This is a genomic window from Rhodopirellula islandica (assembly GCF_001027925.1).
Lineage (GTDB): Bacteria > Planctomycetota > Planctomycetia > Pirellulales > Pirellulaceae > Rhodopirellula > Rhodopirellula islandica.
In genome coordinates this window covers 53,988-67,691 of the sequence record NZ_LECT01000010.1, presented here as the reverse complement: position 1 = coordinate 67,691, position 13,704 = coordinate 53,988, and the positions used below count along the sequence as shown (strand labels likewise).

Here is a 13,704-nt window from a genome sequence, read left to right as displayed (position 1 = left end):
AGCGCGTTTCGAGAATCAAGCGGCCGAGATTCAGGCGGCTCGGCGAGTGGCTCGCAACGTGGGCGAGTTCGAAGCCGTGGCTTGCCATTTGCCGTTGGTTTGACGCAGGATCATCGTGTCAGCGTAAGAGACCTTGCTCAGCACGGCTTCGAGCCCAAGCAAGGTTTCAGCGTCCAGCGATGGATCGAGGATCACGGCGTCCATCATTCCCAATCGATGCAGGACCGTCACCACACCGCGAGCGGCGGATTCAGGGATGATCGATGGACGAATTGCGAGCCCAGCCAATTGACCGTGGAAGTCCCGAAGTTTCAGCGTGCCGCCCACCATCTCAAACTGGTCGATCACCGCGTACTTCAGCGCCGGGTTGGCTTCGGCCAAGGCATGCACCACCGCGGGTGTGCGCGAGCCATCACCGACGCCGATTTCCAACACGCTGGCTGGCTGTTGCTTGGTCAGCATTTTGACCAGCCCATCGTGCTCACCACGAGACAGCATCGACAGCACGCCTCGCGACGTGGCGGCGGGTTTCGCTTTCGCGGTGGGAGCCGGTGCTGGAGCGGTGACTGGCACCGTCGGGGCGGCGACCGGTTGTGCCACAGCAGCCGATGCTTTCGCAGCGAGCTTCTTGGCTGACTTGGAACGCACGACCGGTTGGGGTGGTGCGTCAGCGTCCGGCGAGGTGACCGCAGGGGTTGCCTCGGAAGTCACCTTCGGTTGAGAAGTGACTCCACGCAGAGAATTCCACAGCTTCTTCAGAGGCATTGCCTGAGACCCTTCCTGGCTTGGCCCGTCGAGCGACGTGCGTTGGCGGTGATCCGATCCATCCATTGGTTCCCATCGGAACAATGGGCACCAGAATCCATCTGCATCCAGGAGGGTCTGGTTAGGCAAGCTTGGAAAAGGCCACCGGGGACGATTTCAGGGTCTCGCCGACGGATCAGGGGCTCACCCTGGGCTGATGAATAGGTTGGCAGGGTGGTAAGTGTGCGAACCGAATGCAACTCATTGAAAAAGTTAAATTGACAATTGGAAAATGCAAATTGATGCGATCTCATCCACGCATTCCAGCATTTTACAATTGTCAATTTGCACTTTCACTTTTTCAATCGCGACAAACGCCGTCTCAATACCATTCGTCGGAAACCGCCCAAACCGCCTGGTTGATTTCATCTTTATCAGCCCAGGCTCAGCCCATCCAGGCGGCTCGGTAGCTGAGACCGAGGTTGAGAATGCGCTGGATCAACGACTCGTACGGGATGCCTGCTGCGGCGGCTGACTCGGCGAAGTCTTCCCCGTATTCGATGTTGGGATTCGCGTTGGCTTCGATCACGTGGACCTCGCCGGAAGGTGTCATCCGCAAATCCATGCGAGCGTATCCACTCATGTGAAGCGCTCGGTAAACTCGTTTGCAGAGCTTGGCGATGTGCTTTTGTTGGGTGTCGGTCAAGCCTTCCGCGGCGTGGCAGGTGATGTCATGTTTCTCTTGGTATTTGCGGTCCCACTTCACTCGGCTGGTGGCGATTCGCGCCGACTCGTCCGGCATTTTGCCAAAGTCCATTTCCCATGCGGGGAACGTGACCAAACGTGTGTTGCCCATCACACCGACGTACAGTTCACGGCCTTCGATGTACTGTTCCACGATCACGTCGCCGCCCGTTTTCTCGTGCAGGAAGGTGACTCGTTCGGCGAGGGCTTCGTCGTTGTGAACGATCGAGGCTTGGGCGATTCCGAAGGACGCGTCCTCGATGGTGGACTTCACAAAGAGCGGGAATTCCAGCTTCTTAGGGCGTCGGACGGCTCGGCCATTGGGGAACACCGCGAAACGCGGGGTCGGGATTCGGTGGTACATCAGCAACTTTTTCGACAATGCTTTGTCTTTGCTGAGCATCAATCCACGCGGGTTGCAGCCGCTGTACGGTTGCTGCATCAATTCCAGATAACTGATCACGGCGAAATCGTAGGTGACCACACCGTAGAACTCTTCCAACAACATGTAAGTGATGTCGGGTTGGAAGTTCTGCAGGGCCGCACGAATGGGGGCCAGGTCATCAAAGATCCCCAGCGGCAGCACCTCATGCCCGAGTCCACGGAGGGTCTCGCAGACATCGTATTCGGCTTTCCAAGGGTCGGATTCTTTGTCGGTGAAGCCTTCCAGTGAATCGGGAGGAACATTGCCTTCGCGGACCAACACCAGCACACGCAATTTGCTCATCTGTGGTCTCCTGCGGTGAGGGCGGTTGCCGAGCTCATGCTCGGGCCTCCCCTCGCTTCATCCTCCCTTGGGGAGGGTCTCCCTGCTTCGAGCCGGGGAGGGTTACGCGCTGGATCCGATGCTGAACCCTCGACGAGGCGGTTGGGGTGGCCCAAGAATTGGGAGCCGGGTTCACTTGCTCTAGACCGCAGCACGGTGACCCCCTTCGTGCAGGAAGTTCGTCGTGCGGACGGCGACCAAGATCATCGCATCCCGTTTGGTATCTTCCGGCGAGGCTCCCAGACGAAGTTGCAGTTCGCGGCAGCGTTCGATCATTTCCTGGATGACTTGATCGATTGTGTAGGCGTATTCACCGGTCCATTTCGCGACCGAGCCACGCAGTTCAGTGCGGATGCGGCTGAGGAATGCGGCCGCGGTGACATTGCGGCGATGGCCATCGTCGGACGAGAAGAGACGACGCAAATCATTGTCGTAAACGCTGGGGAGATCCAACCCGTAGTGCTGGCGTTTCCGCTCGTAGTGCGTCCGCAAGGTTCTGCGAATGCGGCTGATCGGATCCAAGGTCGCTCGGCATTGCACCGGCGGCTTCTTGCCCTGTAGCGACGTCATGAGTTCGTTCACCATCTTCAACTTTTCGATCGCTGGCCAGTCTTTGTAGCGAGTTCGCCAGCGTGAACCGGGACGCAGCCAGACTGCGAATGTCTCGGCAAAGTCCTCCAAAGGGTGGACTTGAGCGTACCACATGTCGAGGTGCAAAACGTGATCGCGGCTCGACGGTTTGGGCTGATAGTATTCTGGGTAAGGCAGCGAGGTTTTGCCGAATGTGTTGCGGTAGATGGCCTTGCGTCGCAACCGGAATGCGGTGTCGATCGCATGTCCAGCCTCGTGCCGCAAAATCTTCATGCACCATTCGTGAGTGCCACCTTCGACCTCCAGCAACTGTTTTCGTTCCAGTCGCATCAGTCGGGGATGCGCCAAGTAAAACGGAATGGCGATCCCAGGGATTTCATCGGGTGAGAACCAATCCTCACTTAACCAACAGTGGGGAGTGAATCGGAGATCGCGGTCAGCCAGTTCGGCATTGAGTTGCTCGATCCGTTTCTTCAGCGGCGAATTGGCGATCGTGACACCCAGGTCACACATTCGCAGATCGAGCAATTGCTCGTCTGAGAGAGAATCGAGATCCGGTTTTCGTTTCGCCATCAATCCGTGGTGCTAAGAGTCGAATCCGTTGCGAGAGTGGCCACTCAGGAACGTGCCGCCGAGACATTTCCTGATGACGTTCCATCGGTCGTCGCTCAGTGTATTTGCGTTCTTGGCAGATGCGAGTTCAAAGGTTCGCGAAAGACAATTCGTGAAACACAATCGGCCGGTTGCGCTGAGCGGTTGTTGCCGACCATTTCTAATTGCCTTTGCTCTTTCCCTTCCAGCCCCGACTGCGTTCCTCGGGATAGAGTCGCTCGCCATTGCGTCGAGCGTGACTGCGTGGGCTGGGGTCCCAGTTTTTGGCATCGCCTTCGGCGGTGATCAATGCCATGTCGTTCAGTGGCACATCGTGCAACGCGGCCAACTGCCGCATCGAGTTGTCGTGGATGGCTTGTTGGTTCTTTTCCAGGGAAGCTCGCAGAGGATTTCCGTCAGGAACCAGCAGCGGGGCCTCGAGCGTCGTCCGGGCCGAGGCTCGGATTTGATCGTAAATCAAACGGCGTTTGCTTTCGGGAACATTCGCGATCGGGAGCGCCGCGAGTTCGGCTTCGCTGAGCACGACGAGGACCGGTTGGTCACTCTCTGACGGTGCCGCATCCGATGCCTGGGAATCGCTGGGGGGGGAGGAACCGGACGATTCGGAATCCGACGTCAACATCACGGCCAACACGCCAACCATTGCGAACATCAACACGCCTCCCAGTACCCCCGCGAGAAGCGGCACGTTCAGGTCACCACTCGCCGAGGAAGACTTGTTTTTCTTCGGTTTCGCGGGTGTCGTCTGCGGTGCCTCCACGACTTGGGCTGAGTCCACGCTGAACACATGGCTGCAGGAGGGGCAGCGAGCGGTCACCACCGACGCGGGAACGTTGGCGGTGGTTTTGCACTGCGGGCAGCGAACGGAACGGTGGCTCATGGGCGCGAGTCAGACTGAAATGGAGGCGAATGAGAACAGGAAAACACAAACGTCGATTAGCGAGTCGGCAGCAAAGCGGCGGACAAGGAACCGACCATTGGCAGCATTTGCTCAAATCGCTGTCGGATCGCATCGGCGCGGCGACCGGTCAGACCATGCGAGTCAATGTGACCGATCTCATTTGCCAGATCTTCCCAGGTCTCTGCCAGTTCGGACACGGTGCGTTGCAATCGATCCAACGGCTGGCGGCGATCCAAGTCCTCGTGCAGCTTTTTGGCCAGTTCGTAAAGTCGGTCCGTGCCCCGAAGAACCTCTCGCTCGTAAGAGTCTGGCGTCAGGTACCGTGCGTAGCGTTTCAAGTCAGCTCGAAAGTACTCGGCGGATCCTTCTAGCGACGCGGCTTCGGACAGCAGAGCTTGTCGTGTCCGAGGGGACAGTTCGTCTTGCCGTGAACCACCACCAGGCAACGTCGGACGAGACGGCGGTGGCATCCACAACAAAGCGTAGGTTTGGTCGCCGCATTGAGCGATGCGAGCCAGACGACGGTCCAGCACCGGATCGCGAAGGGAGGCCAATTCATTGGCGTAGTCTTGCCAGCGAGCCACGAAATCAGTGAAGCGGCTGACGATCACGTCGTACTGAACCGTCTCCGCCCGGTCAGCTTCTTCCAGGATCACTTCGCGAAGCAATCGGCCTCGGTGCACCAAGTCGCGCGCCTGATCCGATGGCACCCGAGCGGTCTCGACGTCATCCAGCAGAGCTTGCATGTAAGTCGCGGCGATGAGCATTTGATCGTGCAAACCGTGGCGATCAAATTGGGCTTCGATTCCCATTTGGCGTGACAACTGGCGGCCGGTTTGATCACAACTGGCAACAATCGCTCGCAGTTGATCGGAACGATTCGGCAACGAGCGAACTTGGAAAGAAAGTTCCCGCCAACGTTGGTCCAAACTGCGATAGGGATCATGCAGTGGCGCGAGCGAGTTGGCTCCATCGCATTGATGAAGCACGGTTCGCGTGAGGGCTTGAACCTGATAGGTCTCCGGCAGCAAAGCACGAACGCCAGCGTCACGTCGCGACAAGGCTTGGAGGGCTTCCTTGAGTTCCGCCAATTCACGATCCATCTGAATCAACTGTTCGGCGAACTGTCGAACCTCTCGGGAGGACGTGCGAATCGTCTGCGGCCCATCGTGGCGATGGTCGTCGCGGGGATGGTTCGAAGACGGTGGGGGGCGGTTTCCAGGCGTGGCTGGGCCGAGGGGGCCGGCGGGGAATTCTCCGGGCCGTGGTGCCGGGCGAGGTGCGGGGGCGGTCGGTCGTCCTCCACGATCCGCTTCGCGTTTCGACATTTCCTCTTGCAGCTTCTGTTCGGCGATCGATCGGAACAAGCTTTCCAGGAACGATCCGTTCTGGGCCGAGGCAGAGGGGGCAGCGAACAAGCTGAAAAGCAAGCTGGCGATCAACAGCACACCGACGCGAGTTTGCGGTCGTCCGAAAAGATGGCGACGACGGTTCGAAGGTTGGTTCATGCAAACCACAGCGTCGCCGCTCGATTTCGAACCGATGGGAAGAGAAGAAGTCATGAGGAGATGGTCCGATTTCAGATCATGGAGATGCCCGGTGGAGGCAGGGATGTTACCAGCCAAGCAATTGAATCGACTGTTGTTATCGTAACACTTTGCCAACACGAGGCTGCCGTTCTGTTCGGTAATGCGGCCAAGACCTGGTCGGTCAACCGAAAGCAGGTGGAATCTTTCCACCTGGTGCGGTTTTAGGCTCAGTCTTCCTGGCGTGAATGCCGTTGGCACGAGCATATGAATCGCTCTGCAACCAAATTGAACGAACGCGCTCGGCGGTGGCCCTTGGGGCGATCGGCGAACGGACCGTCGAGCGATCGACGTGTCGCGTTGCGAATCGAAGACGATCGATTGATGTTGTGCATCGCCAGTCACTCGGCCGAGGCGATGCAACTGAACGAACCCGCCGACGAAATGATCGTCGATCAAATCCGCTGTTCCGATTCCAAAGGTTGGATCAACAGTGGGCGTTGGGCTGAAATGGCGGAAGCGCTGGCGACTTTGAAACAGCGCCATCAAATTGGTGATGATCCAGTGGCCATCTCGCTCAGCGGAGACTTCTGCGTCACGCGAATTTCGGTGGGGACGGTGGAAGATGTGGACCGCGATCTGTCCGCCCTGGCGGGACGCATCCCTCGCTATTTGCAGTTGGGGCCGGGCGGGAAAGTCACGGGACACACGCGCGAGACAATCGGTCCGGGGATGGAGCACGCACTGACAGCGGTGGGCAACCGAGTGCGTCTGAAAAATCTGTACGAAGTGTTTCGAATGTGCGATGTCGAGATCGCTTGGTTGGAACCTTCGTTGGTCAGCTTGGCCCGACTGACGGGGTGGTTGGGGTTGGACCGACACGCACCTGTGTTGATTGCCGATTCGTTTGGTCAGTCGTGGGAAGTGGGGATTTCATTCGAGGGACGATTGTTGTTGGACTATCGTCCGGCAGCGACCCGAGATGGCAGTGAGTTCGCGGATGTGATCGATCATCACCTCGAGCGATTGCAGCGATTTTGTCAGCGTCATCGCGGGATGTCTGACCACCAGTTGGATCAACTGTTTGTCGGGGGCGGCGTCGACAAAGTGAATCCTGTTGTCCGCCACTTCGCGAATGATTCCAAGCTCTCCGTGTCCGCCATCGATTTGAGTTCCGCGTCATGGAAGATTGATCGGTACAAGAACGTTTCCGATGACGACCATGACAAAATCGCTTGTGACGTACCGTTGGCGGCGAGTGACACGGTCGCTGTGATGGCAGCGGTGTTGCCGTTGATCAGCAACCACGAGATGCCCAAACCTGATTTGCTGCAAGAGATCCGGCGGGATCGTGGCAAATCGTTTTTGCGACGAATGACGGGGACCGCTTGGCCCGTCGCGGCGGCCGCGTGTTTGTTGTTGTTCGGGTTTGCGATGGTGGCCAACGAGCGGTCCCGCGCCGATCGGCAGCTGCAAAAACGAGAGTTTGTCGAAACGCAAATGCGGCAAACCCAAGTCCGAATGGCCGGCGTGCGTGAGATGCGGGAAATCGTCACGCATTTGCAAACGATTGAATCCAAAACGTTCTCGCCACAGGTCGAGCAGCTGGTCACGCAAATGGCGCAGTGCTTGCCCGCTCAAACCCGTTTGCGATCGATGGTGTTGGATTCCGATCGGCAAATTCATTTGGAAGGATGGACGGCGCAGGAAAACGACATTTATGACGTGATCAGCTACGTCCGACGTGTGCCTGAAATCGACCAAGTCGCGTTGCTGGGGACGACCGCCAGCGCGGACGATGACGGTTTGAATTTTCAGATTCGGTTGGGGATGCGTCCCGATCGTTCCGCGACGGATCTGGGTCAAGGGGCATCCCATGAATAAACCGAATGACCGGCTAATCCGGGGGATCGTCGCGGCTGGAAGTTTCCTTGCATTGATAGTGATCGGAAAGCCACTGGTCGATGAGTACAGGGAGCTTCGTGCTGGTCAGCGTGAACTGTCAAAGCTGGAAGAAGAATTTGACACGCTGCAGTCGCGTGATGTGCGGTTGCAACGAATCGAAACGACACTGGCGGATGAACGCCAGCAACTGTTGGAGCGTTCCACCACGCCAGACCGAATTCAACAGGTTCGCGACACCGTGATCGGTATCGTTCGACAGGGAAACGCGACGTTGCGTAGTTTGGAAATTGACGATGGGCAGCGGCGTCGATGGGCCAGTCGAGGTGACAACCCGCACAATCGACGGTTGCCAGAGATGGACATGGAATCGGACTTTGAGCTGCATTCGCACTCGTTGACTTTGGTCGCGGATGGCTCGTTGGATGCGGTGATGGAAGTGACGGAGAAAATCAACCGCCAGCGGTGGTTGATGACGGTCGAGAGTTTGGCCTTGGAGCCTGCAGGCTCAAACGACAAATGGATTGGTTTGGAACTGCGGATCTCGTTGTATGGCCTGCAGCGTTCCGTGCTCGAAGAAGACGATCTGGTCGCAACCAGCACAAGAATGCGGCTGAAGTGAGCCGACGCCACGTCGGCCCACACCATTTTCACCATTAGGAATCAACGCATGGCCAAGGAAGGCTCCGCGTCACAAGCTGAACCTGTCATTTCAACTCCGAGCGATTCGCTCGCGAGTCCGATGACCTTGCGTTGTGTGAGAACTCGACGCGCGCTTGTGGGATTGATTCAATCAGCCTCGTTGGGCATCGGCGTGTCGTTGACGATGCTCGGGATGACATGGAGCGGTTCGACGTTGACCGCGGCTGAGACAACGGTTGCTACCAACGTCGAAGCCAGCGTGACGACGGCGACAAGTACGATGGCAGGTCCTGCTTTGGGGGCGACCTCCTCCACTGATTCGCCTGACACCGAATCCAGTGTTGAGTCCGACGGCGTTGCCGAGACACTCACACCCCGAAGTTCCGTTTCGTTGACCGGGCCTCCCCTGGCGATTGAGGAAGTTCTGTTGCAGCGAGGCAGCATCACGTTTCGCAAAACGTCACTGCAAGAAGTGGTTTTCCTGCTCTCGGATCTCTGGAACATCAATATCGTGGCCGGTGAGAAGGTGACCGGCGATGTCTCGGGAGTCTTCAAGGACGCTCCTCTGCGGGACGTGCTGTCCGCGATTTTGACCTCGTCCGGCTACGGTTACATCGCCGCGGGAAACAGTTTGGTGGTGTTGCCGCTGGATGAAGTGGGCACAGGAAGTCCGGAGTTCGAGTCACGAACATTGCGTTTTCAAACCGCGGATGAGAACGAGATGAGTGCCACGATCTCCGCGGCGCAGTTGCTGTTGTCCGATCGCGGCCGAATCCAAGCGGTTGGACGGGGGGCGATGCTGGTCGTCGACAACAAGACCAACATCAACCGCGTGCAAGAAATGTTGACTGCGATGTCACCGGAAGCGGCGATGCCACGTAGCAGAACCGGGGGCGAAACCTCGGGCGGCGGGGCCTCCACCGATCGTCAAGGAGCGCGGGCACCAAGTGTTTATGACACGCTGGCGACGGAGTTGATCTATTTGACGCCTCAGTTCACCGAAGCCTCGGAGATGCGTGAGTCACTTCAGGAGGCACTCGGGGAAGGCACGATCGTGGCGGTCTATGAAGCGGAGAACCGCATCATGATCAAAGGCAATCGCGCGCAGTTGGACTTGGCATCGCAAGCCTTCAAGCAACTGGATGTGCCGCGTGCTCAGGTTCGAATCACAGCGTTGATCTACGACGTCAGTTTGGAAGAGCTCGAAATGCTGGGGGTCAATTGGGGACGCGGTTTTCGGTTGAACACCACCGATGAATCGGCGCTCGCTGATTTTGCTGGCAACGTGGAGCAAGCGGTGACCTTTGGCACGCTTGGTTCCGGTGGCGCCACCACGATGGGCATTCGAACCTTGACGGACAACTTTGACACCAGCTTCCTGCTCAGCGCTTTGGACAGCAGTGATGAAGCCAAGCTGTTGGCCGATCCATCGATCACCGCGATTGATCGCCGGGAAGCGTCGATCAAAATCGTTCAGCAGATCCCGATTGTCGCCGCTCAGCCTGCTGAAGGAAGCAATGTCGTCTTCGCCCAGGTCGAATTCAAGGACGCCGGGATCATCCTCAAGGTGACCCCGCGGATCAGCAACGACAACACGATCGAATTGAAGGTTCAGCCCGAATACAGCGTCCAAGTGGGCGAGATTGAAAACAACCCGGTGATCGACAGTCGCACCGCAGAAACCACCGTGCGGGTCGCCAACGGCCACATGTTCACGTTGGGTGGTTTGCGGCAAAAACGAATCATCGAAGACGTCAGCGGCGTGCCCTACCTGAGGGATCTCAAATACATCGGCAAACTATTTCGCAGCCACGACACCCAGGTGCGAGAAAGCGAACTGATCGTCTTTTTGAAACCCGAAATCATTTCACCCTACGACCATGGGAACGAACGGTCACGACAAGCCCAGTGCGTCGCCACTCGTCAGTTGGATTCGATCCCGTACGCTTCTGTGTGCCCGCAGTCTCCCGAATGTTACGATTTGAATTGTCCCAACCACCATCCCCGAGTGCGTCTGAATGGTGGCACAAACGAACTTCAAATGTTGGGTGGGGAAGGCATTGCACCGATGGAGTTCGCCTATCCCGGATTGATGAATCCCGCTCCGGTGGTGCCTGGGCAAATGATGCCTCTGTACGAATTTGACTCCGTGCCTTCGGGGGCGGCGACCTCCGAGGCCGTGCCCTCCGATTCGGTCATGTTTCATTCCAATGGAATGATGTTGGAAGAGTCGACCGTCAATGAACCATTGCGAGCCGGTGATTCGGCCACCCACATGCTGGGAACACCATCGATGTACCCACCGGTGCACATTCATCCGTTGGAGCAACCGTGATGGCGGAGCAACGTTTGACACGGGAGTCGATCTCCCAGGAAAGCCAGACCAACAAGAAAACCATGTCGAAAAAGTCGGTCAAGCCGCGTTCGACTCGTTTGAAATGGGCAATCGCATTCGTGTTGTTGTTCGTGAAGATCGTGGTGCTGCCGGGGTGTGGAGTCGATCCCGAGTCGATCGACACGATTCGGCGTGTCGCGATGCAAGACCAGAAAACGAAGTCGGATCTGGGGATTCGCGACCAGGGCTTGAAGACTGTTCCGGGGAACCAGGCGATTCGGTTTGTTCCGCCGTTCCCTGATCGCAAGGACCCCTTTCACATCGACCAATCGGCACCGTCCACGGTTGTGAAGCCGACCAAGGCGTCCGAATACGTCGTGCTCGGATTCGCCGACGTGGGAAAAACACGTGCCATCATTCGTTTCGGCGAAGAAACGCAGTTTGTCTCCGCAGGCGACACGGTGGGTGGTGCGGAAGTCTTGGCGGTGATCCCACCGAGAGTGCGTTTGAAGAATGGGAACTTCATCTGGGAAGCCAGCATGTTTCAGTCGCCCTGAAGCTAGCAACCAAGTTTGTCCGAGACGCCTTTTCTTGCTCGACGTTGGGGTGCGATTTCGCGTTGGACACAGATGAATTTTTTGGGGTGGATGCGATCCTTGAGGACGGTGGCGGTTTCTTCGAAACAGGCCATCTGATACGCTTTGCGTTTGAAATGTTCTCAACGCGAACCGGCCAAGGCATTTGGGACTGCTCGCATCACACCGACGGAAATGAATTATCTGTTGCCCTGGAGGCAGATCGTTTTTCCGCCCGTTTTTCACCGCTTTTCTGTCGGTCATCGGGTGGATTTTTCTGGTTCAGGCCTCGCCTGTTGCCGGTCAAGAACCGTCGGATGGTTTTGATTCCACCATCTCGGTCGCATTTCAACCAAGTCTTCTTGAACAGCCCCTGGTCGCTCGCGAAGGTTACTTCCAGTTGACTTGGGATGTGACGAATGCCAGCGAATCGCTGGGTTCCTTTCGAGTCTATGAGCTGGATCCAAGCGACGGCGCAACGGTCCGTTCCGGTTCACTGGATGGCCAGGATTCGGGAACGCTTGAGCCGTCGGTTGGGATGGCGGATTCCGCTCAGCGTGTCGTCTATGAGGGGACACTGCCGATCGCGTTTGTCTCGGGGCTGCCCGATGGAATGTATCGCTATCACGTCGAGGCGTTGGATGCAGAAGGCGAATTGATTGCACGCTCGGAAATGCCTGCAACGGTGCAGGTTCTGCACTGGCCGGTTTGGCAGGCGATGGTGCTGCTCGTCATCGGCGCTCTTGTTTTCTTGGCCGTGGTCGTTGTGATCGTGCAAGGAACCCGATCATGAATAGCCTGATGTTGGCAGCAAGCGGAGCGATTCTCAGTGCCGAAGCGGGATACATCCTGCTGGCAATGTTCGGCGTGTTGTGGATTGCACTGGGTTGGTGGTGGGGCCGGCAAGCCAAGTCGTACGACGGTTTCGCGGTGGCCGGTCGCAACGTGGGCCTGGCGATGGGAACCGCGACGGCGGTCGCAACCTGGATCACTTCCAACACGACGATGCTGGCGCCGCAGTACGCGTTGCAGCTTGGGATTTGGGGGATGTTGGCGTATTCCACCGCGAGCTTTGGGTTGTTCGCTTTCGCTCCGATGAGCGGTCGCATTCGAAAATTGATGCCCAAGGGGTACACGGCGGTCGAATTCATGCGTCGTCGCTATGGGTGGTTGGGCACGGTCCCGTTCTTGATCATCTCGTTGTTCTACGCGGTGACTTGGTTGGTTTCCATGTCGATGGCGGGGGGGAAACTTCTGAATGTATTGTCAGGCATTCCCTACGAGGTTGGGATGTCCGTCGTTGTGCTGGTGTGCGTGGCGTACACCTTGTTCGGTGGCATGTACGCGGTGATCGGAACCGACTTCATTCAGAGTCTGATCATCTTGGCTGGATTGGTCGTGGTTGCGGTTGCGGTCTTGACCCAGGTCGAAATCCAAGAGGTGCATGAACAGCTCAGCAACGAGCGTCCGATGCTGTTGTCGGCGTTCTTTCCGGCGGCGTTGATGGCACTTTTCAATAACTTGCTGTTTGGATTGGGTGAAATTTTTCACAGCAACGTGTGGTGGAGTCGCGCGTTTGCGATGCGTGAAGGTGTCGGTCCAAAGGCCTATGCACTGGGCGGCGTGCTCTGGTTGCCCGTCCCCATCGTGGCAGGGTTCCTGGGTCTTGCCGCGCCCGCACTGGGGATTGGAATCAGCGAACCGGACACCGCGGGACCATTGGTTGCTGCAACCTTGCTGGGGACCGGCGGTGCGTTGCTCGTTTTTGTCGTCGTTTTTTGCTCGCTGGCTTCCAGCATCGATAGTTTGCTGGCCGCGACATCAGATTTGATCGTCAATGACATCGCCGAACCGATTCAGCGACGCGTCACAAACAAACATGCCTCCGATCCCTCCAAACGCAGGTGGTCAGCCGTTGCTATCATTGGGTTGGGGGCGATCGCCTGGGTGGCCGCGTATCCGAACGTGGGGTCGCTGGCGACGGTCCTGTTCTTTGCCGGGCCGTTGGTTGGCAGTTGCATTTGGCCGGTGTTGTGTGGGTTGTATTTTCGTTCGGCCAGTCCCATCGCGGCGTGTGCCTCGATGGTCCTGGGGAGTGCATTGGGTTTGGTGGCGTATTTCCAAATCGGTTGGTTCACGGCATCGTTGATTGGGGCGGCGGTTTCAGGGATCACGTTTGCCGTCTGCTGCTTCTTTTGGCCAGACAACTTCGAATTCGATACTCTGGCGGATGACTGAGCTGATGTTTTCGGTTTTCTTCTTTCAGTTTCTAGTGATTGGCAGTCTGGTGCTTTGTGTGCTCGGCGTGGCGGTGCTGATCGGATTTTTGTGGATCGACCTGCGAGACAAGCAAATCTGGTAATCCA

12 protein-coding genes are annotated in these 13,704 nt (G+C 57.4%); 7 read left to right on the top strand and 5 right to left on the bottom strand.

The features are described 5' to 3' along the window. Positions 1–30: 30 nt before the first annotated feature. The 5 genes from RISK_RS04690 to RISK_RS04670 form a co-directional block, all read right to left on the bottom strand. On the bottom strand, positions 31–765 hold the full coding sequence (locus RISK_RS04690; protein ID WP_047813156.1) for a hypothetical protein: 735 nt from the start codon (positions 763–765) through the stop codon (positions 31–33). 424 nt (positions 766–1,189) lie between these two features. Further along, positions 1,190–2,215, bottom strand: a complete 1,026-nt coding sequence (locus tag RISK_RS04685; protein ID WP_047813107.1) for a D-alanine--D-alanine ligase family protein — start codon at positions 2,213–2,215, stop codon at positions 1,190–1,192. Positions 2,216–2,395: 180 nt separating this feature from the next. Further along, positions 2,396–3,418: a putative zinc-binding metallopeptidase gene (locus RISK_RS04680; protein WP_047813106.1), complete on the bottom strand. Its 1,023-nt coding sequence runs from the start codon at positions 3,416–3,418 to the stop codon at positions 2,396–2,398. A gap of 199 nt (positions 3,419–3,617) precedes the next feature. Further along, a complete protein-coding gene (locus RISK_RS04675; RefSeq protein WP_047813105.1) occupies positions 3,618–4,337 on the bottom strand; it encodes a zinc ribbon domain-containing protein in 720 nt (239 codons plus the stop codon). 56 nt (positions 4,338–4,393) lie between these two features. Next, entirely contained in the window at positions 4,394–5,866 is a 1,473-nt protein-coding gene (locus tag RISK_RS04670) for a hypothetical protein (RefSeq protein ID WP_390173915.1), read from the bottom strand. Positions 5,867–6,151: 285 nt separating this feature from the next. Here RISK_RS04670 and RISK_RS04660 point away from each other — a divergent pair, with 285 nt between their 5' ends. The 7 genes from RISK_RS04660 (at position 6,152) to RISK_RS33340 (ending at position 13,700) form a co-directional block, all read left to right on the top strand. Continuing rightward, complete coding sequence (locus tag RISK_RS04660; RefSeq protein WP_047813103.1) at positions 6,152–7,768, top strand: hypothetical protein; 1,617 nt, start codon at positions 6,152–6,154, stop codon at positions 7,766–7,768. Further along, positions 7,761–8,408, top strand: a complete 648-nt coding sequence (locus RISK_RS04655) for a hypothetical protein (protein WP_047813102.1) — start codon at positions 7,761–7,763, stop codon at positions 8,406–8,408. Before RISK_RS04660 ends, RISK_RS04655 begins: the two co-directional genes overlap by 8 nt. Before the next feature lie 48 nt (positions 8,409–8,456). Further along, positions 8,457–10,763, top strand: a complete 2,307-nt coding sequence (locus RISK_RS04650; RefSeq protein WP_083434778.1) for a secretin N-terminal domain-containing protein — start codon at positions 8,457–8,459, stop codon at positions 10,761–10,763. Positions 10,764–10,825: 62 nt separating this feature from the next. Then, positions 10,826–11,320, top strand: a complete 495-nt coding sequence (locus RISK_RS04645; protein WP_236696023.1) for a hypothetical protein — start codon at positions 10,826–10,828, stop codon at positions 11,318–11,320. Positions 11,321–11,750: 430 nt separating this feature from the next. Then, on the top strand, positions 11,751–12,131 hold the full coding sequence (locus RISK_RS04640) for a hypothetical protein (protein WP_236696022.1): 381 nt from the start codon (positions 11,751–11,753) through the stop codon (positions 12,129–12,131). After that, positions 12,128–13,576 (top strand): sodium:solute symporter family protein, encoded by a 1,449-nt coding sequence (locus RISK_RS04635; protein ID WP_083434777.1) that lies wholly within the window; start codon positions 12,128–12,130, stop codon positions 13,574–13,576. The genes RISK_RS04640 and RISK_RS04635 overlap by 4 nt, the downstream gene beginning before the upstream one ends. Further along, a complete protein-coding gene (locus tag RISK_RS33340; protein WP_261340210.1) occupies positions 13,569–13,700 on the top strand; it encodes a hypothetical protein in 132 nt (43 codons plus the stop codon). Before RISK_RS04635 ends, RISK_RS33340 begins: the two co-directional genes overlap by 8 nt. Positions 13,701–13,704 lie beyond the last annotated feature (4 nt).

What these genes read in the sequence shown, in the direction of transcription:
- RISK_RS04690 (WP_047813156.1), bottom strand. Translation starts at nt 765, where the DNA reads ATGCCTCTGAAGAAGCTGTGGAATTCTCTGCGTGGAGTCACTTCTCAA.
- RISK_RS04685 (WP_047813107.1), bottom strand. Translation starts at nt 2,215, where the DNA reads ATGAGCAAATTGCGTGTGCTGGTGTTGGTCCGCGAAGGCAATGTTCCT.
- RISK_RS04680 (WP_047813106.1), bottom strand. Translation starts at nt 3,418, where the DNA reads ATGGCGAAACGAAAACCGGATCTCGATTCTCTCTCAGACGAGCAATTG.
- RISK_RS04675 (WP_047813105.1), bottom strand. Translation starts at nt 4,337, where the DNA reads ATGAGCCACCGTTCCGTTCGCTGCCCGCAGTGCAAAACCACCGCCAAC.
- RISK_RS04670 (WP_390173915.1), bottom strand. Translation starts at nt 5,866, where the DNA reads ATGAACCAACCTTCGAACCGTCGTCGCCATCTTTTCGGACGACCGCAA.
- RISK_RS04660 (WP_047813103.1), top strand. Translation starts at nt 6,152, where the DNA reads ATGAATCGCTCTGCAACCAAATTGAACGAACGCGCTCGGCGGTGGCCC.
- RISK_RS04655 (WP_047813102.1), top strand. Translation starts at nt 7,761, where the DNA reads ATGAATAAACCGAATGACCGGCTAATCCGGGGGATCGTCGCGGCTGGA.
- RISK_RS04650 (WP_083434778.1), top strand. Translation starts at nt 8,457, where the DNA reads ATGGCCAAGGAAGGCTCCGCGTCACAAGCTGAACCTGTCATTTCAACT.
- RISK_RS04645 (WP_236696023.1), top strand. Translation starts at nt 10,826, where the DNA reads ATGTCGAAAAAGTCGGTCAAGCCGCGTTCGACTCGTTTGAAATGGGCA.
- RISK_RS04635 (WP_083434777.1), top strand. Translation starts at nt 12,128, where the DNA reads ATGAATAGCCTGATGTTGGCAGCAAGCGGAGCGATTCTCAGTGCCGAA.
- RISK_RS33340 (WP_261340210.1), top strand. Translation starts at nt 13,569, where the DNA reads ATGACTGAGCTGATGTTTTCGGTTTTCTTCTTTCAGTTTCTAGTGATT.